Here is a 21512-nt window from a genome sequence, read left to right as displayed (position 1 = left end):
ACGGCCTACCTCGGTGAGTTGGTCTGCGGGGACTTGCCTGCGGGGTCGGCGGATTCCTCGAGTCGGCGCAGGAGTCGGCGCAGTTCGGGGTGGCGTTCGGCGATGAGATCGGTGACGGGATTGAGGACGCCGCGCAGGGCCGAAAACGGTACCCATCTGCGGGGGACCATGACACGGGCCGAGCGGTTCTCGATGCCGCGGACGACGGCGTCCGCGACGCGCGTGGGGGAGATGGCCTTGCCGAGCAGGGACGGGAAGGCGATCTCGCGCATGCGGGTGGTGATGTCGCTGCTTCCGAAGGCTGCCTTAGCGATGGGCGTGTGGACCCAGCCGGGGTAGAGCACCCCGGCGCTGGCGCCGTGGATGCCGAGTTCGGCGCGCAGGGCGCGGCCGAACTGCTCGACGCCGGCCTTCGACATGGCGTAGGGGGCGTTGGTCATGCCGTTGAAGTAGGCGTACACCGAAGCGGTGACCAGGACGTGCCCGCGCGCCGCGATGACGTGCGGCAGTGCGGCGCGAACGGTGCGCCAGACGCCCAGCAGGTCCACTTCGACGACGCGCTCGAACACGGCCGGATCGATGGTGGCGATCGTCGCCGGCGGATCGGCCGCGATCCCCGCGTTGGCGAAGACGACATCCAGGCCGCCGAACCGGTCGACCGTACGGTCCACCGCGTCGGCCAGTGCGGCGCTGTCGGTGACATCCACCGACAGCGCCAGTGTCCTGTCGCCGCCGAGGTGGCGGGCGAGGACCGATGTGGCGTCGATGCCACGGTCGGCGAGGACCACGTTGGCTCCGCGCGAGTGCAGCGTGCGGGCGGTGGCCGCACCGATGCCTCCGGCTGCGCCGGTGATGAAGACGGTCTTCCCCGCAATCGGGTAGGCGGGCATCTCGTACCTCTTTCAGGGTGTCGTGGGTCCCGGGGCCTCACCGGGTGCGGAGCCGATGGGGACGTGCCGGGCCAGGAAGCCGAGCTGGTCCGTGACAACGCGTTCGAAGGGCTCACCGAGGTAGATGTCGAAGTGACCGTCGGAGTAGCGGCGGATCTCACCGCGCGGGGCCCTGCGGGCATGGCGCAGGGTCTGCCGCGCGGGGGCCACGCTGTCTTGCTCGCACACGCAGAACAGCACCGGGCATGCGATCTTCGCGGTCCGGCGGCCCGGCCGGTAGCGGAGGATGTCCAGGGCGAACCGCGCCGCAACCTGGTTGGAGAAGAGCGCGTCGTCGGGCACGAGGGCCAGGTAGCCGGGCTCGGCGTCCGCAGCGGTCATCAACGCGGCGGATCCGGGCGGCCCCGCCGTCGCGACCATGACGGGAGGGCGCCCAAGACGGGCGCAGACCACATCACGGACCGCGCGGGCCATCACCTTCACCGAGGTGTCCGGGCGCATCGCCAGGGCAGAGGCGACACCGTCGGTGAACAGGCCCTGGGCGATGACGGCGGCGACGGCCGGGTCCTGGGCGGCCGTCGCCAGGACATGGCCACCGCCGAAAGAGGTGCCCCACAGCACCACACGCCGAGGATCGGCCTCCGGCCGGGACCGCGCGTACGCCACGGCGGCCCGCCAGTCCTGGAGCTGCCGCCTGATGCTCAGTAGCTGTCGCGGCTGGCCGCCACTGGCCCCGAAGTGCCGGTAGTCGAACACCAGACACGCGTAGCCGACGGCGGCGAAACGCTCGGCGTAGGCGTCCAGCCGCATATCGCGGACCCCACCGAGACCGTGTGCCATGACCAGCACGGGACGCCGCCCCCCGCCCTCGGGCACGTACAGCCAGGCGTGACACTCGTCCGACCCCGAAGGAAACGTCACATTCAATCGGTCGGTCATCAGACCTCCGTAACACGGCTCGCATCGTTGGGCTCGCGGGACATTTGGAAGTGCTTCCAACATTGGAAGTTAATCCAATATTGCGGGGCTGTAAAGCAAGTCGGCGGCAACGAACACGTCACGTCTCCGCTAGGTCCTGAGCCACGCCCTACGTCAGCGCCGCGCTGACCGACTGGTCGGCGAAAGGGACGATGACCGGCGGAACAGCGAGGCCGGCGTGCCCCTCGGAGATGGGGCCGGCATGTCCTTGGCGGACGTCGCGACGCGCATGCGACCCGAACGCTGTCGGCCCACAGGGCGGTCGGTGGTCCAGGCAAAGAACGGCCGACGGTCCGAGTGCGCTTGGTTCGCGGACCGGGCACCGGGCCCCGGCGTACGGCTCGCGTCCGACAACGCGTGCGGGTCAGAGCGGCGTAGCGGCACACTTCGTCGGCGCGGCGCGTGCGCGAGCCCGTCCAGCCACTCGCGTCCAGCTGGGCCTCGGCACCCACTCGCGTCCAACTGGGCCTCGGCGCGCTCCATTTCCTCGGCTGGCGCACGCGGGCACCTTGCTTCCACGATCTCGCACAGCTGCTCGCCGAACACGTCCGTCAGGCTGCGGTCCTGAGGGCGGGCCTGCGGTCGTGGGAAGGGACAGAACCGAGGGCTTCTCGATCCCTGAAGCCCTGCTAGTTCAAGCGGTGGCCGTCAAGGACCAGTTCATGGCGGTGTCTACCGCGCGCGTTGCGGACTGTGACGCCCCTGAAGCGGGGGCACCCGTGAAATGTCTCGGGGACTTTGAGTACTGTTCTGGCGTGTCCATGCCCCCGGCGCCACAATCGCCGTACCAGACGCCTGTCTCCCCCTGGGGCACTACGCCCCCTGCCCCGCCGACGAAGAGCCAGGTCCCCCTCGTGGCCGCGATCATCGGCGGGGTTGTCTTCCTGGTCGTTGTGCTCGTGGCGACGCTGGTGCTGATAGGGAAGGAGCTCGAGAGCGGCTATCCCCGAGGACAGTTCTCCCTGACCGTGCCGCGAACCCTGCTCGACGGCCGCTTCATGCTGGAAGAGGACGACTCCCTGACCGAGGGCCCGGCGCTGCAGAGGATCTGGAGGCACAGCTGGGATGCCGAGGACGTCCACGGCATCGCCGCCGTCTACCGGCCGGCAAGCGTCGAAAAGGGTGATCTCGCAGTGACCGGCATGTACGGCCGGTTCAAGAACACCGAAGAGGTGCGCTCCCGCGTCCTGGCGGACAACGCCTCCAAGAACAGCCAGGTCAAGGTGCTCACGCCTCCGGAAGATGACACCCCGTCCGGCTCCCGCATCAAAATCAGCTGCGAGGCGCTGACCCGGACCTGGACCGACGGACGGACACTCACCTACCCCGTCTGCGTCTGGGCGGACGGCAACACCTGGGCCCGGGTGGCAGACATGACTCTCATTGCCTCACGGAACCTCGATCTGAAGGCTACGGCGCGGAGTACCCTCCAGATCCGCTCCGAGATGATGCAGCCGATCACCTGAGCCTCCCCTCGCGCGAGTCCAGCCGCCGTCCACTGAGCCAGGCCAACGGTTGTCCACCCCCTTCTTGGGAGATCCGCGCTGTATTCAGTGAGTGGTGGTGCTCGATCAAGCCTGCTGCCCTTGCCCTGGGTACCCCGCACTGCTCACACTGTCCCCCTTACGGCACCTCCCGTGAGGGGGGACGCCAGAGACGAGCAGTAGCCAGTTGCAGAGCCTTCACGATCAGAGGATGCGTGCGTCGTCGCCGGGGCCCCGAGCATGCGCTGGTGCTGTGTGTGGCTCACGAGCAGTCCGCACTATCGGCCGCAGCCGACACCGCGGATGAGCGTCCGCCCTGGCGGAAGGATCACGTCGTCCCCTTGTCGACCATGTCTGTCTCGCTCACCTCGGACGAGGCTTTCGCGGAGACGAAGCGGAGGCGCGTCGTGCACAGGGAGACGACGACGGCCGAGGCTGCCACTACGGCCATGCCCCAGGCCAGGTCGCTCACTTCGGCGACGAATCCGATCAGCGCGGGTCCGACGAGCAGACCGGTGGTGCCCGTGGCGGCGACGACAGAGAGAGCTTGCGGCCCTTCGGCCGCGGCGGCGACGTAGAGGCATGGTGCCACGGCGGCCACACCCAGCCCCACGCACGCGAAACCGATGAGCGCGGGAACAACCCCTCCGGTCAGCAGAGCGAGGCCCAGCCCGGCGCCGGCCGCCGTGCTGCCGACGCGGACGACGCTGGCGTCACCCCAGCGGCTGCGCCAGCCGTCACCGAAGAGGCGTGCGACGATCATCACGCTCGAGATGACGGCGATACCCAACGGCGCGACCTGGGGTGACGCGTGGGCGATGTCCTTCAGATAAAGCGCGGACCAGTCGTTCATGGACCCTTCGACGACCTCGGCGAACACCATGGCGCAGCCGAGCCAGAGCACTGCCAGTGTCAGCCGGGTGAACCTGCGGCGGCGCTTGCCCTCCTCCTGCTCGGCTACCGGCTCGCCCGAGGAGGCTGCGGAAACCTCTTCCGCGAGCAGACGCGGACGTGCATACGCGAGGAGCACGAGGAGGATCACCGCGGCGACGGCGAAATGGAAGGCGATGTCCGGAGTCAGTGCCGTCACCCCTGACGACAACAGGGCGGCAAGGAACGAACCCGCACTGAAGGTGGCGTGCAGCTGTGTCATCGCCGTACGTCCGTGCACCTTCTCCAAAGCGGCGCCCTGCGCGTTCATCGCCACATTCAGACAGCCCACGGCCACGCCGTCCGCGCAGACAATCACCAGCGCCGTCGGGTAGTTCGGGGCCACGGCCAGCACAAGGAGGATCGCCACCAGGCTGAGCCCGGACAGCAGGGCGACGCTGCGCGCCCCGAGGCGCTGCATCAGGTACGTGATGAGCGGAAAGGAGGCCACCGCGCCCGCCCCCGTGACCACGAGCAGCAGGCCCACCTCGCCGGCGCTCAGATCGAGGCGTTCCTTGAGGGCGGGGATGCGGGAGGCCCAGGTGGCGTACTGGAACCCCAGGAAACAGAACAGCGCCGCGATGGCCAACTGCGTACGCCTGAAATCGTCTAGGACACGGGGCATGGAAATCGGGCCGCCTCCTGCGAAGGGCTGGTATCTCTGCCGGATACCGCGATGGACATGTACACAGCGTTTTCGCCGTAGCTCTCCGGGAGCCGGACCCGTGGGTGGGCCCGGTAACCGTGGGCGGCCCAGAAGGGGGCCATGCCGTCGACGGCGACGAGGGAGATGTGCTCGAACCTCGGTCGCGCGGCGGCCGCCAACCGGGTCAGCAGGCCCCGCCCCCACCCGTTGCCCCGCTGCTCGGGGGCGACGACCATGTCGTGAAGATGGAGGTTGCGTGAGTCGTGTGCCGGCTCGTCGACCCGGGCCAGCGGTGGGTACTGGAACCTCGGGTAGGGCAGCGCGAGCAGGTAGCCTTCTATGTCTCCGTCGAGGTCCAGCACGAAGCAGGTGTCCGGTGAGGCGCGCCCCTTCGATTCCAGCGCCGCCAGGCCCTCGGTGAGTGAAGTTCCCGCATAGGCCGCTGCCTCCACCGCGGCTATGCCCGGCCAGTCATAGTCCCGCACCGGACGGATGCGCTCGTCGTATCCGACCCGCTCCTCGCTCACGCCGCCTCCGCGTGGCCGAGTTCGGCAGGCGTCACCATGTGCGGCAGCGGTCCAAAGCCGTTGAAGGCTTGCGTCATGTAACTGGTGGCGTAGGCGCCGGCGGACAGGATCCACACCGGGTCGCCGGACGTCAGCGCCTTGGGCACGCGTAGGTGTGCGCTCCTGTAGGCGTCGTCGCTGTCGCATGTGGGGCCGGCCACGACGGCCGCGACGTACTCGCCATCGGCGTGTCCCGGAAAGACGAGCCTGTGGCAGAGTTCGTCCATCTCGTAGAGGCCGTTGAATTTTCCGCAGCTGAGGTAGAGCCAGTGCACCAGTTCTCCGTCGGCCTGCCGCCGCTCGGTGAGCCGGTAGACGTGTGCGCGGATCGCGCCGTGATCGGCGACCAGGTGACGGCCGGGCTCCATGACGATGTCGAGAGGCGCTGCGTTCAGGCGCCGCAATTCCTCGATGCCCTCGCGCAGAACAGCGAACATCTTGTCCAGCGGCGGCTCCAGCGGGCGGCCGCGCCGGTCCAGGTACCCGAGGGCGGGCAGGCCGCCGCCGAGGTTGACGTGGTCCAGCACGATGGCCCGGTGTCGCAACGCCACCAGGACGTCCGCCAGTTGGTCGACGGCCTGACGCCACGCGTCGTACGTCATCTGCTGTGATCCCACGTGTACCGACAGCCCGGCCGGAGTCAGGCCGGCGGCACGGGCCACGGTCAGCACGCGGACGGCGTCCTCCCGGGAGCAGCCGAACTTGCGGCTCAGTCCCCACAGGGCGCCTTCGCCGCTGGTGGTCAGGCGGCAGTACACACGGGCGCCGGGGGCGTTGGCGGCGATGGCCGCCACGTCCTGAACGCTGTCCGTGGCGAACGTCCGCACGCCGAGCCGGTGGGCCTCGGCAATGCTCGCGTCGGACTTCACGGTGTTGCCGTAGTGGATGCGGTCCGCGGGCACGCCCCTCCGTAGCGCCTGCTCGATCTCGCCGGGGCTCGCCGCGTCGAATCCGGCGCCTCGGTCAGCGAGGCAGGTCAGCACCTCGTCGACCGGACATGCCTTCATCGCGAACCGTACGGTGACCGGCAGTTCGCGCACCAGGCGGTCGTACTGCCTCTCGATCCCGGTGAGATCGAAAACGACCCGGTCCGTTGCAGCGGCGGCCAGGGCGGAAGCCAGTCGCGTGTCCAGGTCCCAGCTCACGCGCCCGCACTCCCGAGGCCGGTGTCCCGGGCGGCGCGCACGAGCACGGGCCAGGCGTCGATCAGGTACGCGAAGTCCTCCGTGTCCTGTTGCGCCTCGTCCAGCAGCTGCTCCCGGCGCGCGTCCATCAGGTCGGCGAACTCGGCGTAGCGGCCGCCCAGTTTGCGATAGGCCGTACTGACCCGGTCCAGTCGCCAGACGTTCTCCGTCTGGTCCCGACCGGCGCTCTGGCGAAGGAAGCCGGAGATGACGTCTGCGCGGACCCGCTCCTGCTCGTCCAGCAGTGCGGTGTCGGGGGCCGCGCTCATCCGGTCGTAGACGTCGTTGAGGTAGAGCATCGACAGCAGGAACTTCACAAACCTCAGCTGGTAGGCGCGGAAACCGGCGTCGGTGCGTCGGAAGGGTGTGTAGAAGTTCTGGATATGGCGGTTGTGCAGTACGCCGGGCAGTGCGGCGTCGTGGACGAGGTGGATGAGGAAGTAGTCGCTGCCTATGGTGTCGGTCGCCGGGGGCAGCGGCACCCGCTCGTACACCTCGTGGTGGAAGGCGATGTTGCACATGTCGACCCTCATGGGGTCGACGAGTGTCAGGGTGGAGTGATCCACGGTGAAGGGGGTGGTTCCGGCGCCCTTGAAGGACTCCTCGACGAGTTGTCCCTTCTGCTCGTCCGGCCAGTGGGCGGGGGCCCACAGGCTGACGACGTCGTGGTAGACGCCCGCGTCGAGCTGCTCGATCTCCGCGATGTCCACGGACGGTTCACCGACGAAGGAGGCTCCGACCATCGACACCCGGCGCCGGCCGTGGTGCGGGGCGAGGACGGTCTCCGTCACGGCCGCCGACGCCTGGGATGCGGTCTTCCCGAGTGAGGCCAGCTCGTGATGGATGGGAAAGACCTTTTCGCCATCCAGCACCTGGTAGCTGGAGTCCGAGTCCCTGCGGTGCACCGACCGGCATCCGAGTGCGCCGGCGATGAGGAAGGCACGGTTGGTACAAGCACCGTAGGAGAGTTCGGCAGGCAGCATCAGGGTGAGCAGCCGGTCGGGTGCGGCGAGGTCGGAGCGCTGGATCGTGCGCCGCAGGAACTCACGTTGGCGTGCTTCGTCGAGGTGGTGGACGATCACGCCGGGGGTGGCCGGCAGGTCGGCCCCCACGCGGGTGTGTTCCGTCCATGTGGCCTGGTCGCAGGAGTCGAGGATGAGCAGGTGCACCTCGATACCAAAGGTGCGGGCTGCGTACGCGGCCTCCTCGGCGATGCCGACGATGGCCTCCTCGCACGCCCTGTTGGTCGGCAGAGCCAGGCAGATCCGGTCGGTGCTGGTGGTGTCCTTCACTTGGCGCTCTCTCGTTCGCTCCAGGAGTCGAGCCCCAGGAGTTTCCTGCCGAGGTCGTTGAGCGTCGCGGCACCGTAGCGAAGCGATTCGTGCCGATCGGCGTCTCCGAGCAGCGTCGCGTTCCAGTCGGGTGTGCTGAGAGTCCGCCAGGAATGGACACGGGAGCGGCGCAGCGCTTCGTGTTCCTCCAGTGCCGGCATCATCGACAGGTACTGCACGGCCCGCACGCCGTTGTCGGAGACGTTGGGCGCGACGCCGTGCGCCAGCAGTCCGTTGAAGATCAGCAGATCGCCGGCCTGCAGATCGGGACGTACCACGGAGAACTCGGCGCGGTCGATCGCGGGCCTGATCGGGTCCCGATCGGCCGTCTGCGTGATCCGCCACTCATCGAACTGGCGGAACAGCTCTGGTGCGCATTGGAATCCGCCGAGTTCGGGCTGAGTGTCGTTGAGGGCCAGGATGCCCTGCACCCGCTGTGGCAGCACGCCGAGGGTGGTGTCCACGTCCCAGTGCAGCTCGATGTCGAATCCCTCGTCGGTCGGCGCGATGAGGGAGCGTGAACGGCTGCCCCGGTTGGGCGGGTTGAGGTTCAGCCGATCCAGGGTTACCCACAGCTCCTCGCAGTCCCACACATCGGCGAAGGCGCCGTAGACCCGCTGGGTCTGCCGGTTGTCCCACATCAGCTGATGGTGGTAGGCCTCTACGAAGCCGTAGACGTGCAGGTCACGGTCGAGGTCAGAGCGGAACTCACGTTCCTCGTACCAGGTTTCGGGCCGGTCGGGGTCAAGCCCCGCGAACTCCCAGGCGAACTCGTACAGGCTCTTTGCCGCGCCTGGAGAGACGGCGTTGCGCACCACCACATAGCCATACGTCTGCCAGAAGGCGAAATCCTGTTCCGACAGCACGCGCAGCGACTGTGGCTCCTCGAGCTTTATCTCTCTCAGTTGCGTCTGCGCGAGGTAGGTCTCACCGTCAGCGCTGAAATAGGGGCGCCGTGTCGGGGCGCGGTACAGATACGGGTCGGGCGTCGGCATGCGATCACTCCAAGGCGCGATTCCTCAGTGGCCGAGAGGAACTCATGGCCGTTACTGATCGAACTGAGGTTGCAGCCAAAGTGGACTGGACCAATTGGTGATGTCAATCGTCGCCGGGAGAAGTTGCCGCCAGTTGCCTGTCAGCTGCCTGTTACCGGCCGAACCCGCTCCTGTGCGCGCTGCGGCGCGATGAACGGGGACTCCAGGTGCCGACTGGGGTGCGGCCTGCTCGACTTGCGCGTAGGAGCACCATGACTGTGGCCGGCCGACGGCCAGGGGACCCCGTTGATGACGAGGGTGCCGGCCTGCGGTGCGTGACCTGCACCATTCTCGGGTTCAGGTCCGCCCAGACGTTCACCGCGATGTACCCGGCCGGCCGCGGGCCTCCCGTCCGTGCTACCACGCACTTCCTAGTTGGACTAGACCAACGACGAGCGGGCGGGCTATAACGAATTACCTGCAGTGCGCCCGGAAGGCGGAGCATGACCACCAGAGTGAGCGTCGTCCAAGGCGGCACCGGAATGCCTGGTGCCGTTACACGGGTGCCGAAGTACTACCGAGTCAAGCAGCACATCCTCGAGATGGCGCAGTCGCTGGGACCGGGAGAACGCGTGCCCGCCGAGCGATTACTCGCTGTCAGCCTCGACACCTCGCGCACCACGGTCCGGCGGGCCCTGCAAGAGCTCGTCAGTGAAGGCAAGTTGGACCGGATCCACGGGAAGGGCACGTTCATCGCACGGCCGAAGCTCTACCGCACCCTTCAGCTCACCTCCTACACCGAGGACATGCTGGCCCAGGGACTCAAACCTGCCTCACGGATCCTCGATATGCGTCACATCAAGGCTGACGAGGAACTGGCGCGCCTGCTCGCCATCGACATCGGCGAGGAGGTAGTGCTCCTCGAACGACTTCGGCTGGCCGACGGCGAGCCCATGGCCATCGAGTCGACCCACCTGCCCGCACGACGCTTCCCCGGCCTGCGCGAAACGCTGACCAGGTACAGCTCTTTGTACGCGGCACTCGCCGAGGCCTATGGAGTTCACCTCCTGAAAGCCGAGGAGGGCATCGAGACCACGCTCGCGAACCCGTACGAGGCCGGGCTGCTCTCGACCATCGTGGGCCTTCCCATGATGCTGCTGTCCCGACACTCCCACGACACGGAAGGCAGACCGGTGGAGTGGGTCCGTTCGGTGTACCGCGGCTCCCGCTACAAGTTCGTGGTGACCTTGCTGCCCACCGCGGACCGGGCCTTGGATTGATTCGCCGTCCCACCATGGCCGTTCGTCCATCTTCTCGGGCACTCCATGCTCATGGCCAGCCCTGCGACCGCGCTGCAGCCAGCTGATCGCGCCGCCAGCGCTCGGAGGCGGCCTTCACCTCACTGTGAGCGCCCCGATCGCACGTAAAGAACTGCTCCCTCGAGGCCGGCCGCACGGCCGAATCCCTTGAGGATCAGTCCCGCCCCGCCAATCCTGGGAAATCCGTGACACGACAGGGTGTTCTCACCAACCGCACCGAAGCCGTCCCGACGCCGCCCGGAGCCGGCCGACCAACGACCGCCGAGACCGGTGACGGCGCAGACCGCCTTCGGGTGTCAGGCCGCTCGCCGTCCCCTCCCCCGGAGACTTCCGCTCCCACATCCCGGACATCGTTGTCACCAACCATCGCGGAAACGCTGATCACTGCACGCGAGGCAGCCTGTCTGACCCAGCAAGACCTCGCGGAGCGATCCGGGGTGAGCGTGCGGGCCATCCGCAACCTCGAGACCGGACACACCTCCCGTCCCCGCAAGCAGTCGCTCCTTCTGATCGCCAAGGCCCTCGGACTGCCCTCGGAGGACATCGGCCGACTGATGCGCCGACCGAGCGCCGGACAACTCCTGTCAGCGCCTGGTCCCGTACCCTTCGAACTCCCCCCTGTCCCTCCCCACAGCCTCGTCGGTCGTGCGACGCACCTTGCTTCCCTGCGGGCTCACCTCTCAGCCGCAAAAGACGGCCACACAGGCCGACCCGTGGTCGTCGTCGGGCCGCCCGGTGCAGGGAAGACCGCACTGGTCATCAAAGCGGCACACAGTGCGCGTGACCGATTCCCGGATGGTCAGCTCTTCGTGGACCTCCACCCGAACATGTCCACCACACCAATGACGCCGGACGAGATCGTTCCCCGCGTCCTGCGCTCCCTCGGCGCCGGCCCGGTGGCCGATCACCCGGAAGAGGCAGCTGCCCGGTTACGGGACGCGCTGAGCAGAAAATGCATCCTCGTCGTCCTGGACAACGTCGACAGCGAGGCACAGGTGCGCCCACTGCTGGTGGACGGTTCGTGCCACGCCGTGCTGGTGGCCGCGCGCCGTGAACTGCCCGCTCTTACCGGGCAATTTCGTCAGAGTATCGATGCCCTCGGCGACACGGACGCCCTACGGGTGCTGCAGGACCTGCTCGGCACCGCCCGCACAGCTGCAGAGCGATCGGCCGCGTCCAGGGTGTTGCGGTTCTGCGGCGGTCTGCCTCTGGCTCTCCACATCGCCGGGCTGTGGCTATCAGGGCGACCGCACCGGTCGCTGCGTGATCTGGCGGACCGGTTGACCAACGAGCAGGACCGGCTTCGCTTCCTGCGCATCGGCGATCTGTCGCTGGAGGCCAGTGTGGCGGCCTACTACAGCTCGCTGCCGACTCCGCTCCGGGCCGCATTGCTCCGGCTGAGGAACGTGACCGGCGACTTCAGTGCCGACGACATGGTGACTGAGGTGACTCCGTCACCGGGAATGGCCGCGGATCTCCTCGATGAACTGGTCGACCGCCACCTGGCGTATGCGGTCACAGCGCCCCCCGACGGCCGGCGGCGGTACCGGCTCCACGACCCCCTGCGTCAGTACGTGACCTACGGCCCGGTCGGCTCCTGGCACCCGGATCGCGTCAAGGGCCGGATCTGGCTCCCCCGGCAGGCTGCGCACCGTGGCTGAGAAGAGGAGGGTGATCCTCCCTTTCGCCGCCATGAACGCCCGGCCGAAGCCAATACCATGCCGCAGGCGGATTGCTCCCAGCTGCTCGTAGCCAGCCGGAAGGCGTGGCCGGCAGAGGGCTTCGACGTGGGTCGGCGACGGGGCAGGCCAGGCTCACAAAGGCGAAGGACGGCCAGCAATCTCAAGGCCTGTGGATCGGACCCGGGTTGGACGCGACAGGCGTGCCTTCCCGGTGATCGATTGGCTGGAATCGAGTAGGCCGACCTTGGCCCGTCGGCTGGGAAGGTACGCCCACGCTCACGGAAGTCACCAAGGACGACTCGACGCGAGGCAGGTCCCTGATCGACGACATCGTCCGGGAGGGCGCCAGGCGGATGCTGGCCGCCGCGCCGGAGGCCGAAGTTGACGCGTAATAGCCGCATTGGCCGACGTGAAGGACGAGTGCGGGCGGCGGCTCGTGGTCCGCAACGGACACCACAAGCCCCGGAACGTGAACTGCGGCCGGGACGGTCGAGGTCAACGCTCCGCGCGTCAACGACAAGCGCATAGATGCGGCCACGAGTGAACGCAAGTTCTCCTCGGCGATCCTGCCGCCCTGGGCAAGGAAGTCCCCAAAGATCAGCGAGGTCTTACCGCTGCTCCACCTCCACGGCCTGTCCTCAGGCGACTTGGTGCCGGCACTCGGGCAGTTCCTCGGCTCCTCGGCGAGTCGTGGGCGAACCTGCTGCGGGATGCTGCACGGCGCGGAAAGCGCGCTCACGTCCTCGCCGTGGGCGACGGCGCCCTCGGGTTCTGGAACGCGGTCAACGAGGTGTTTCCCCTCAACTCGCCACCAAAGGTGCTGGCCGGTTCCTTTGGTATGGAGAAGCTCCACGCGGCGGCGGTGCGCGAGCCCGGGGAACCCCTGGGTGCGTCCATGGAGATGGTGTACGGGTTCGACCTGATCCGGGGGTTTGCTCCGGCGTTGGGCTGATGCCCGCATAGAAGAACGGCCACCGGCTGATCTTCGAGGTGTCGAAGCCCGAAGGAGATCAGCACGATGACCGCACCAGACAGTCTGCCCCTGCGCATCCTCGCCGAGGACAACCTCGCCGCGGCGAGTCTGCTCATGGAATCCACGCGGCATGCACCATGGCCGCCGGTCAGCCGGTGCGACGACGGCTGCGTGGCGGGGCAGGACGCATCGGCTTCGTCCTGCCCCACCGGGGAACTGCTCAGTGCCCAAGATCCGGGTCGTCCCAGGATCCTCAGTAGTAGGGATTGAGCGACGCGTGGGACGAGCTGCAATTGTCGAAGGTCGTGTCGCGGCAGACCGTCACCCACAAGCTGTAGATGCCGCTGTCCTCGCTGCCCGACAGGCTGCTCCAGTTAGAGGTTGTCCCGCAGCCGCTGCTGTTCCAGTGGTTCGGGTACTGAAATCCAGGCACGCTCACGTAGAAGTACACCGGGTGAGCGTCGCACGAGGTGTCACTGAGCTTGACGTTGCGCAGCGTGAACGTTTCCGAGCCGGTCCAGTCGACGGTGAGCGAGACAGCGGCACCCGTGGTGCTGGCGCTGAGCGGTTCGTTGTCGTAGGCGCTGGCCGTGCCCGGAGTCAGGCCCAGTACTGTGGCCGCGAGGCCGGCGACGACAGCGGCGATGCCGCGCTTCTTCATCATTCCTCCCATGGGTGCGAGGCACGTGTCTTTTCTGGCTGGGCGTCATGGCGCCCAGCGGCAACAGGCTGTTGGTGAAGCCCCGTGCATGCCAAGGCGTTCCTGGGACGGTGGGATGGTGGGACGGATGCTCGTCCTTCTACCTGCGACAGCGCCAGGCTGCTGGGACGCCGCTGGGACGGCGGTCGCACCGCACGAGGGTGGACTCCACCCTGCCGTTGTCCTTGCCCGGCCGCAGGACACCGGGCCTCCGGCCGGGCCCGGAGTGTTGTTCACCCATCTGAATGAGCGGCAGCAGCAGCTGGCGCTGGCCGCCGAGGCCCGGCTGCTGGGGCACGGCGGGGTGAGGGCTGTCGCCCGTGCCGCGGGGGTGAGCGGGACGACGGTGCGCAAGGGAGTCTTCGAGCTGGAGGGCGGTGTGGGTCCCCTGCCCGATGGCCGGGTCCGCCGGGACGGCGGCCCGCTCGGCGGCCAGCCTCCGCAGCCGGCGCAGCTCTTCCCGCTCTGCCGTCGTCAGGTCTCCTGGCGCCCCCTGCCCGCGGCCGATCGCATCCTGCTTGACCCAGTTCCGCAGTCCCTCGGCGCTGACCCCGAGCTGGCGGGCCACCTCGGTGACGGTCTTCCCGGACGAGTGCACGAGCGCGACCGCGTCCCGTTTGAACTCCTCCGTGTACTGCCTCGACTTGCCCTGCCCGCCCTCATGGCTGCCACCGCCACCGAGCATCCGCGCAAGGTGGTACGCGCTCTCGTCGCAGCCGTCGCTGACGCCAGTGACGGCAAGCTCCAGGACGACGCCACCGTGATGTGCCTGGACTGGCACGGTCCCACCACCGAGGGACGCCGAGCCCACGCCGGAGCCAACATCTGAAACGGTCAGTCCACATTTAGGTGTTGCGGCTCATGACATTGTTGACGGCGGGTTTGGGGTGGTCGGCGGGGTGGGATCGGTTGTGGACGGTCTGGCGCGGATGATGGCTTGGTCTCCTCGTGGTCCGAACAGGTGCAGGATCTCCACGGCGCTCGTGTCCGCGGGGCCGAACCAGTGGGGCTCGGTGGTGTCGAACTCGGCCACTTCGCCGGGCCTCAGCGTGAAGTCCTGCGCCCCGAGGATGAGGCGCAACCGCCCGGCGAGGACGTAGAGCCATTCATAGCCCTCGTGGGTGACCAGTTCCGGCTGGCGGGGTGCCAGTACCTGCTTAAAAACCTGCACTCGGCCCGGATACTGCGTCAGGGGCACGAGGACGCTCCCGCGCTCCTTGTGCAGCGGCCGGAGGTGCACCCGAGGGTCACCGCTGGCCGGCGCCGCCACCAGCTGGTCGAGTGCGACGTGGTGCGCCCGTGCCAGCGGGATGAGCAGGTCCAAAGTCGGGTGCCGCTTGCCCGATTCCACCCGGGACAGTGTGCTGACCGAGATCCCGGTCGTGGCCGCGAGTGCCTCGAGCGTGAGTCCCCGTTCCCGGCGCAGCCTGCGCAGCCGGGGCCCGATGCCATCGAGAATCTGCGCCAGCTCCGCGTCCCTGGATCCTGTGTTCATCGATCCAGTTTTGCAGAGTTCGCAAAATTGATGGCCTGCGGCCGCCGCCCGGGCCGAGCCTTGCGGGCATTGTTCCCGGACATCAGAGGTAGACCGTGACCGCGACGACACACCCTGTGCAACCCATGCTGAGCGCGCGCAGACGATGGACGGTACTGGCCGTCTGCTGCCTGAGCATGTTCCTGGTGGGCCTGGACACCACCATCGTCAATGTGGGTCTGCCCGCCATCGGGCGCGGCCTGGATGTCGACACGCGCGGTCTCGAATGGACCGTGGACGCCTACACCCTCGTCCTGGCCAGTCTCCTGATCTCCTCCGGCGCACTGGCAGATCGTTTTGGACGCCGCCGGGTGTTCCAGTGCGGGCTGACAGTGTTCGGCGCGGCCTCACTGGTCTGCGCGCTCGCCCCGTCGGCGGGCGTACTCATCGCGGCGCGCGCCCTGCAGGGCATCGGTGCCTCGATGCTCAGCCCCGTGGCGCTCGCGATCGTGGTGAACGCGATGCCAGACCCGAAGGAACGGGCGCAGGCGATCGGCATCTGGGCGTCAGTGTTCGGACTGAGCATGGCCGCCGGACCCGTCACGGGCGGCGCGCTGCTCGCATGGCTCGACTGGCGGGCGCTGTTCTGGATCAACGCACCCGTCATCGTGGCCGCTCTGCTGCTCAGTGCGGTGTTCGTGCCGGAGTCCCGGGCACAGCGAGCCCGGAGACTCGACCTTCCCGGCCAGGTCCTGCTGACCATGGTCCTCGCAGTCGTGGTCGGCGTCCTGATCGAAGGGCCGCGCTTGGGCTGGACGTCGCCTGCGGCACTGGCGGGATACACATGGGCTGCCGTGGCGACGGCCGGATTCGTGTGGGTCGAGTCCCGCCGACGTGATCCGTTGATGGATCTGCGGCTCTTCGGGCGCCCGGTCTTCAGCGGTGCCGTCATGGGCGCGGTGGCGGTCTTTGTCGCCCTGAACATGACACTTCTGCTGAACACCCTCTACCTGCAGCACACTCGGGAATGGACGCCGCTGGCCGCCGGCGTGGCGACCTTGCCCCTGGCCGTCGGAGCGACCGTCTGCGCCCCCTGGTCCGGCCGCATGGTCGGCCGCGCGGGACCGCGGCTGCCGCTGCTCCTTGCCGGCGGTTTCATCACGGTCGGCGGGCTCTGCCTGGTCCGGCTCACCCCGCACACGAGCGTCCTCCTGCTTCTGGCCGCGTACTCGCTCATCGGCATCGGGTTCGGCTTCGCCAACGCCCCGATCACCAACACCGCGGTCAATGGACTGCCGCCCGCCCGCGCCGGCGTGGCCGGGGCGATCACCTCCACCGCACGGCAGCTCGGCTCCGCCCTCGGCATCGCTGTCGCCGGCGGCCTGGTCGCGGCCGCCAGCCCGGCGGGGCTCGCACACGCGTCCCGCCCGGGCTGGATCCTGGTCGCAACCTGTGGCGTACTGCTCTTCCTCGTCGCCCACGTATCACGGCCGAAGGAGGCCACCACGGGCCACACCTCCCCGCAAGCGCGGTGAGCCGCATGACTCGCCGCAACGCACCGCTGTCCGTTGAAGGGCGCCGCCGCCTCGTCGAGCGCTGCCGAACTCGCCCCCATTGCTCACGTCGCCGCTCAGACGGGAATCTCCCGCGCCTGCGCCTCAAAGTGGGTGAACCGCTACCGCAGATTCGGCGAGATCGGGCTCTTGGACCGCTCCTCGACGCCACGGCACCAGCCGACGGCCACCCCAGCCCCGCCCGGCACGGATCCGGCCGTCGTCGCCGCCGTCCGCGCCCGCGCACCGGGCGGCGCACCGCCCGGCGTCGACGTCCCCGACAGTCGGCAGCCCTGGCGGCCCCATGCTGTTCAGCACTTGCGGGTCGCGGGGGCGCTGGACTGCTGACGGAGACCACCTACTGGACGGGCTTCGACGTGCCCGTCGGCCGGCTGCTGCTCATCGCCGACGCGGACGGTGCACTCACCTCCCCCACCCCCCTGTCCGTGCCGGGCAGAAGGGCGGCCGGGTCGTCGGGGTGAACTCAAGGATTTCCGGTTGCCCTTGGGGCCTGGCACCGAGTTCCGGGAACGGGCGTGGGCCGCGCTCGACGACGCGCCCTACAGCGGAACGGTCACGTACGGCGAGATCACCGCGCGCATCGACGCCCACCGAGCCGTCGCACGGGTCGTCGGCGGGGCCATCGGCGCCAGCCCCCTGCTCAACGTGCGCCCCTGCTACCGGGGCATCGGTGCGGACGGTTCGATGACCCGATACGTGGGCGGACTCGACCGCAAGCCGTGGCAGTTGACCCGGGAGGGCGTAGCGCAGGCCCGGTAGTGCTCCGCTCCCCCACGGGCCCGCCCGGACTGCCAGGGACTACCGGCGCGGCATCAGCGCCGTCCCGGGTGCGCGCCTTCAGTGGTGCGGGACGGTCACCACCGTCAGCATCAGACCCTTGCCGACCAGCCAGCGCCCCTCGAAAGCGCTCAGGCGCACGCCGTCCACCTTGGGCCCGGGGGCCAGGAGCCGGGCGTGGAAGCGGCCACGCCCGCCGTGGCCCGGTTCGGTGAAGAACTCGACGTCGGACTCGGAGAAGTTGAGCCGGGCGTGGGTGAGGGGGAACCACGCCTTGTAGACGGACTCCTTGGCGCTGAACAGCAGACGGTCCCAGTGAACGGTGGGGCGGGCGGCACGCAGCCCGCGGTGCCGGTGTTGTTCGGTGGGCAGCGCGATGCTCTCGAAGACGCCGTCCGGCAACTGCCCGTGCGGTTCGGCGTCGATGCCGAGGGAGGCCAGGTCCGGGGTGCGCGCCAGTGCAGCGGCGCGGTAACCGTCGCAGTGGGTCATGGTGCCGGTCAGCCCGTCGGGCCATACCGGGGCACCGCACTCGCCGCTCAGGACAGGTCCGGGCGGCACGCCGAGCTTCTCCATGGCGCGTCGGGCACAGACCCGTACAGACGTGAACTCCCGGCGGCGTTTGTCGACCGCCCGTGCCACAAGCTGCTCCTCCTCGGGATACAGCGCCGCCCCCCGAGCCTCCTCGTCACCGAACGCTTCCACGGCCACCACGGGCTCCGGGAGCAGCTCCTCGATCACGCGGTCAGACCTCCATCGGTGGTGTGCAGCAGTGTGCGGCACAGTCGCCCAGGGATCGTCCGGCGCTCGTGCCGCGCTGTGCCCGCTTGGAGCCCTCTCGCCCTCTCGGGTCGAGCGGGCAGTTGCCCGCGGCTCCGGCTCCGGCACGCGGAGCTGGGGGCGCCGGACGTGCGGCGGTCTTTCCCCGCCCGGAGGGCGCGAACCGCCGGACTCGAACACCGGCAGGCGCAGCACGGCCCGCCGCGACACATGCGCGGTCACCCGTCCGGGGTGAGCGCGGTGGCATCGTGTTCGCCCATGCCGACCTCCAGGCCGAGGTGGACGTCGATGTCGTCGGTGTCGATCACGTGCGGTGTCCTCCGGTCGTCCTCACCGGCCCCGGCACGGCGCAAGGGGGAGATGGTCATGCCAACTCCGGAGGCAGGTAGGCCTGTTGCGGGGTTACGAAGACGGCAATGGGGAGGGCAAATCCTCTGCGCAGCGGTCCCTATCGTGGACGGTCCGCCGGCGGCGCGGGGACGCAGGGCCCCTGCGCGGCCGTCGTTCCGTCAGGATGCGAGGACCACGCTGAGCGGCGCCGTCTTTTGCGGACGGGCCGCCCGGCGCCCCGAGCCTCCCGCCCTGACGGGGACCTCGATGGGCCCCGCCGGCGCCGGGTGGCCGGTCGGAGCGAAGCGGAAGCCCACGCCGCGCACCGTGGCGATCCATTCGTCGTGCCCCAACTTCTTGCGCAGGCTCCCGACATGGGTGTCCACCGTGCGGCTCCGACTGTTCCAGGGGGCGCCCCACACCTTGGCCATGATCTCCTCCCGGGAGACGACCGTCCCCGGTCGGGACACCAAGAGGTGGAGCAGGTCGAACTCCTTCTCGGTGAGGGAGAGTTCCCGCTCACCGACCCGGGCCACCCGGGCGGCCGCGTCCGTCGTCACCGGCAGGTCCGGGACGGGAGCGGTCTCGGGGGGCCGTGCCGCACCGGCTCGCCGCATGATCGCTTCGATGCGAGCCACCAGCTCGCGGAACCCGAAGGGTTTGTCGAGGCAGTCATCGGCGCCCGCCCGCAACGCCCGTACCCGGGTGGCCTCGGTACGGTCGCCGCTGAGCGCCAGCACGGGCACGTCGGCGATGGCCCTGATGTCACGGCAGACGTGCGGACCGGGCAGGTCGGGAAGGCTCAGGTCCAGCAGGACCATGTCGGCCTGCCGGCAGGACCGCAGAGCCTCTCCTCCCCTCGCTGCCTGATCCACCTCGTATCCCTGCCGTCGCAGATCGGCGGCGACGCATCGGGCCAGCCTCTGGTCACGTTCCACGAGAAGTATGCGCACGCGAGGTCCTCTGTTCTAGGCGATGCGGTCGGCAAACGGACATCGTCTGTCGGTCGGTCACGGCCCCGTCCACCACGGGGTCGGCATCCGGGGCCGTCCAGGACAGAGAAAACGTCGATCGTCTCTTCAGCGTTGCGCGCAGGTCCTTTCCTTTGCGGAGGCCTTTGCGTAGGACATCGTAACGTGACCCGCCGGGGGTGAACATCTCGGCATTACACTCCTGTGACGTTTGCCTTTCATGCTCCTGGAGACTTTGCAATCGTCTGACAAGCCTTTGCGCAGCTCTTCAGCGGCCTTGACGGAGCGGGCCGCTCTGGTGAAGCTCGAAACCGCCGATCCGCTTTTCCGCCCCCGGCGCGGCCGGGCCGGAAAGCAGTCGCAATCGGTATTCCGGCGCACGTAATTCGGGTACGGCGTGCCCGAGGGATCGTCATGAACTCGCCCTGGAGGAAAGGAAGCAACCAGACATGACATCCACCGCGTTCGTCTTCCCGGGCCAGGGCTCGCAGCGCGTCGGCATGGGTGCCGACTTTGTGCGGCGGCGTCCCGACCTGCTCGACACGTACTACCGCACCGCCGACGACATCCTGGGCTTTCCGCTGTCCCGGCTGTGCCACGAAGGGCCGGTCGAAGCCCTGCGGGACACCGCGGTCACCCAGCCCGCGGTCTTCCTGACCAGCATCATCGTCCTGGACGTGCTCCGTGCCCACGATGTGGAACCCGCCGTCGTCGCCGGGCACAGCCTCGGTGAGTACGCCGCCGCCGTGTGCGCGGGCGTGCTCCCCTGGCAGGAGGCCCTGCGCCTGGTACGGCTGCGTGGTCGGCTGATGGCCGAGGTCAACGAGCGGGTGCCGGGAACCATGACGGCCGTGGTGGGCCTGAGCCTGCCGGACGTCCGGGCCCTGTGCGACCTGGCCGCAGCCGAGACGGGCCAGGTGGTGGAGGTGGCCAACGACAACGAGCCCGCCCAGATTGTGGTCTCCGGCCAGACGGAGGCGGTCCGGGCAGTGGCCGAAGCAGCGAAGGAGGCGGGCGCCCGCCGCGTCGTGCCCCTCGGAGTGGGAGCGCCCTTCCACTGTTCGCTGATGAACGAGATCGAGGCCGAGTTCGCCGAGGCGCTGGCCGGGGTGGAGTTCCGTGATCCGGAGGTGCCCATGATCTCCAGTGTCACTGCCGCCCCGGTGACCCGCGCGGAAGAGGTCGTCGCCGCACTGCGCCGGCAACTGGCCGAGCCGGTGCGGTGGACCGAGACCGTGCGCACGATGGCCGACCGGGGGGTGTGGCAGTACGTGGAGGTCGGGCCCGGACGGGTGCTCTCCCGCCTGTGCCGGAAGATCGACGCCGATGCCCGTAGCCACACCACCGGAACCGTCGAGGAACTCGCCGCGACCGTCGACGCCCTCTTGGCGGACGGAACGGCCGGGGCCGACCGGGCCGACACGGTGACCGCCTCCGCCTGACCCGCCCCTTCACGACCCCGCGGCCGCCACATGTTCCGACGCAACCGACTGGTCCGGCCCAGTCGTCGACGAGGGGGCCGACCCGTTCCGGATGCCGCTGGACGGCTTTCGGCCAGGTCAACGGTTCAGGGCGGACGACTGGTTGCCGGTGAGACCGCCTGGTTCCCGGTGACCAGCGGTCCCCGGTGGGGCCGGCTGATTCCGGTGCCTCCGGTTTCCCTGCGCGGAAAGCCGGTTGCCGACCGGACCGGCGACGCCGTCCAACCGCTTGCCGACGCCGCCCGACCGCTTCCACGGCAGGGCCCAGCGGCTCTGCGTGGGCACGCGGGCTTCTCCCCACACACTCGGAGGTATGCGCATCATGCTGCGCAAGGTGCTCGTCGCCAACCGTGGCGAAATCGCTGTCCGCGTGGCCCGGGCCTGTCGGGACGCCGGCATCGCGAGCGTGGCCGTCTACGCCGACCCGGACCGGGACGCTCTGCATGTCCGCGCCGCGGATGAGGCGTT

The 21512-nt window shown here is 68.9% G+C and carries 18 protein-coding genes and 5 pseudogenes; 10 read left to right on the top strand and 13 right to left on the bottom strand.

What is annotated here, in order from left to right; all coding sequences use genetic code 11:
* Window positions 1-5: 5 nt before the first annotated feature.
* Both GRC12_RS19985 and GRC12_RS19980 read right to left on the bottom strand, forming a co-directional pair.
* Window positions 6-890 carry a short-chain dehydrogenase/reductase gene (locus tag GRC12_RS19985; RefSeq protein WP_208780671.1) on the bottom strand — a complete coding sequence of 295 codons (885 nt, stop codon included), beginning with the start codon at window positions 888-890 and terminating at the stop codon, window positions 6-8.
* 12 nt (window positions 891-902) lie between these two features.
* A complete protein-coding gene (locus tag GRC12_RS19980; RefSeq protein WP_208780670.1) occupies window positions 903-1829 on the bottom strand; it encodes an alpha/beta hydrolase in 927 nt (308 codons plus the stop codon).
* 893 nt (window positions 1830-2722) lie between these two features.
* Between GRC12_RS19980 and GRC12_RS19975 the strand changes: the two genes are divergently transcribed.
* A complete protein-coding gene (locus tag GRC12_RS19975; RefSeq protein WP_208780669.1) occupies window positions 2723-3334 on the top strand; it encodes a hypothetical protein in 612 nt (203 codons plus the stop codon).
* 346 nt (window positions 3335-3680) lie between these two features.
* On the opposite strand, the gene GRC12_RS19970 is transcribed toward GRC12_RS19975, so the two are convergent.
* Genes GRC12_RS19970 through GRC12_RS19950 form a run of 5 tightly spaced genes read right to left on the bottom strand, consistent with a single transcriptional unit; the run spans window position 3681 to window position 9004 of the window.
* Window positions 3681-4907 carry an MFS transporter gene (locus GRC12_RS19970; protein ID WP_208780668.1) on the bottom strand — a complete coding sequence of 409 codons (1227 nt, stop codon included), beginning with the start codon at window positions 4905-4907 and terminating at the stop codon, window positions 3681-3683.
* Window positions 4892-5455: a GNAT family N-acetyltransferase gene (locus tag GRC12_RS19965; RefSeq protein WP_208780667.1), complete on the bottom strand. Its 564-nt coding sequence runs from the start codon at window positions 5453-5455 to the stop codon at window positions 4892-4894. The genes GRC12_RS19970 and GRC12_RS19965 overlap by 16 nt, the downstream gene beginning before the upstream one ends.
* A complete protein-coding gene (locus GRC12_RS19960) occupies window positions 5452-6639 on the bottom strand; it encodes a type III PLP-dependent enzyme (protein WP_208780666.1) in 1188 nt (395 codons plus the stop codon). Before GRC12_RS19960 ends, GRC12_RS19965 begins: the two co-directional genes overlap by 4 nt.
* Window positions 6636-7970, bottom strand: coding sequence for a DUF6271 family protein (locus GRC12_RS19955; protein ID WP_208780665.1), 1335 nt, complete (start codon window positions 7968-7970; stop codon window positions 6636-6638). Before GRC12_RS19955 ends, GRC12_RS19960 begins: the two co-directional genes overlap by 4 nt.
* Complete coding sequence (locus tag GRC12_RS19950; protein ID WP_208780664.1) at window positions 7967-9004, bottom strand: phytanoyl-CoA dioxygenase family protein; 1038 nt, start codon at window positions 9002-9004, stop codon at window positions 7967-7969. Before GRC12_RS19950 ends, GRC12_RS19955 begins: the two co-directional genes overlap by 4 nt.
* Window positions 9005-9486: 482 nt before the next feature.
* Here GRC12_RS19950 and GRC12_RS19945 point away from each other — a divergent pair, with 482 nt between their 5' ends.
* From GRC12_RS19945 to GRC12_RS19935, 3 genes and pseudogenes are all read left to right on the top strand, one after another.
* Window positions 9487-10263 (top strand): GntR family transcriptional regulator, encoded by a 777-nt coding sequence (locus GRC12_RS19945; protein ID WP_208780663.1) that lies wholly within the window; start codon window positions 9487-9489, stop codon window positions 10261-10263.
* Window positions 10264-10487: 224 nt separating this feature from the next.
* Entirely contained in the window at window positions 10488-11963 is a 1476-nt protein-coding gene (locus tag GRC12_RS19940; RefSeq protein ID WP_308286582.1) for a helix-turn-helix domain-containing protein, read from the top strand.
* Window positions 11964-12301: 338 nt separating this feature from the next.
* Window positions 12302-12808, top strand: a pseudogene (locus GRC12_RS19935) (transposase); the annotation flags it as partial.
* 402 nt (window positions 12809-13210) lie between these two features.
* Here GRC12_RS19935 and GRC12_RS19930 read toward each other — a convergent pair.
* Window positions 13211-13621: a hypothetical protein gene (locus tag GRC12_RS19930; protein ID WP_208780662.1), complete on the bottom strand. Its 411-nt coding sequence runs from the start codon at window positions 13619-13621 to the stop codon at window positions 13211-13213.
* Between the two features lie 262 nt (window positions 13622-13883).
* On the opposite strand from GRC12_RS19930, the pseudogene GRC12_RS19925 reads away from it, so the two are divergent.
* A pseudogene (locus tag GRC12_RS19925) lies at window positions 13884-14078 on the top strand (ISAzo13 family transposase); the annotation flags it as partial.
* Between the two features lie 69 nt (window positions 14079-14147).
* On the opposite strand, the pseudogene GRC12_RS45660 reads toward GRC12_RS19925, so the two are convergent.
* Together GRC12_RS45660 and GRC12_RS19920 are read right to left on the bottom strand one after the other, a co-directional pair.
* Window positions 14148-14342 (bottom strand): annotated as a pseudogene (locus GRC12_RS45660) (transposase); the annotation flags it as partial.
* Between the two features lie 174 nt (window positions 14343-14516).
* A complete protein-coding gene (locus GRC12_RS19920; protein ID WP_208780661.1) occupies window positions 14517-15152 on the bottom strand; it encodes a helix-turn-helix domain-containing protein in 636 nt (211 codons plus the stop codon).
* A 125-nt stretch (window positions 15153-15277) separates the two neighbouring features.
* Here GRC12_RS19920 and GRC12_RS19915 point away from each other — a divergent pair, with 125 nt between their 5' ends.
* The 3 genes and pseudogenes from GRC12_RS19915 to GRC12_RS19905 all read left to right on the top strand — a co-directional run bounded on the left by GRC12_RS19915 (window position 15278) and on the right by GRC12_RS19905 (window position 17464).
* Window positions 15278-16666, top strand: a complete 1389-nt coding sequence (locus GRC12_RS19915; protein ID WP_208780660.1) for an MFS transporter — start codon at window positions 15278-15280, stop codon at window positions 16664-16666.
* A gap of 5 nt (window positions 16667-16671) precedes the next feature.
* Window positions 16672-16882 (top strand): annotated as a pseudogene (locus GRC12_RS19910) (helix-turn-helix domain-containing protein); the annotation flags it as partial.
* A 143-nt stretch (window positions 16883-17025) separates the two neighbouring features.
* Window positions 17026-17464, top strand: a pseudogene (locus GRC12_RS19905) (methylated-DNA--[protein]-cysteine S-methyltransferase).
* Between the two features lie 78 nt (window positions 17465-17542).
* Here GRC12_RS19905 and GRC12_RS19900 read toward each other — a convergent pair.
* From GRC12_RS19900 to GRC12_RS46725, 3 genes are all read right to left on the bottom strand, one after another.
* On the bottom strand, window positions 17543-18223 hold the full coding sequence (locus GRC12_RS19900; RefSeq protein WP_208780659.1) for a 4'-phosphopantetheinyl transferase family protein: 681 nt from the start codon (window positions 18221-18223) through the stop codon (window positions 17543-17545).
* 257 nt (window positions 18224-18480) lie between these two features.
* A complete protein-coding gene (locus GRC12_RS19895) occupies window positions 18481-18630 on the bottom strand; it encodes a hypothetical protein (protein ID WP_208780658.1) in 150 nt (49 codons plus the stop codon).
* A gap of 141 nt (window positions 18631-18771) precedes the next feature.
* Window positions 18772-19545, bottom strand: coding sequence for a response regulator transcription factor (locus GRC12_RS46725; protein WP_308286581.1), 774 nt, complete (start codon window positions 19543-19545; stop codon window positions 18772-18774).
* A 467-nt stretch (window positions 19546-20012) separates the two neighbouring features.
* On the opposite strand from GRC12_RS46725, the gene fabD reads away from it, so the two are divergent.
* Window positions 20013-21005 (top strand): ACP S-malonyltransferase, encoded by a 993-nt coding sequence (gene fabD / locus GRC12_RS19885; protein WP_208780657.1) that lies wholly within the window; start codon window positions 20013-20015, stop codon window positions 21003-21005.
* 364 nt (window positions 21006-21369) lie between these two features.
* A partial coding sequence (locus tag GRC12_RS19880) for a biotin carboxylase N-terminal domain-containing protein (RefSeq protein WP_208780678.1) occupies window positions 21370-21512 on the top strand: 143 nt, incomplete at its 3' end.

Origin of the sequence: Streptomyces griseorubiginosus, from assembly GCF_017614965.1 — a bacterium.
Taxonomy (GTDB): Bacteria; Actinomycetota; Actinomycetes; order Streptomycetales; family Streptomycetaceae; genus Streptomyces; species Streptomyces griseorubiginosus_B.
Note: the sequence above shows the minus strand (reverse complement) of the source record. Positions and strands in the feature narration are given on the sequence as shown.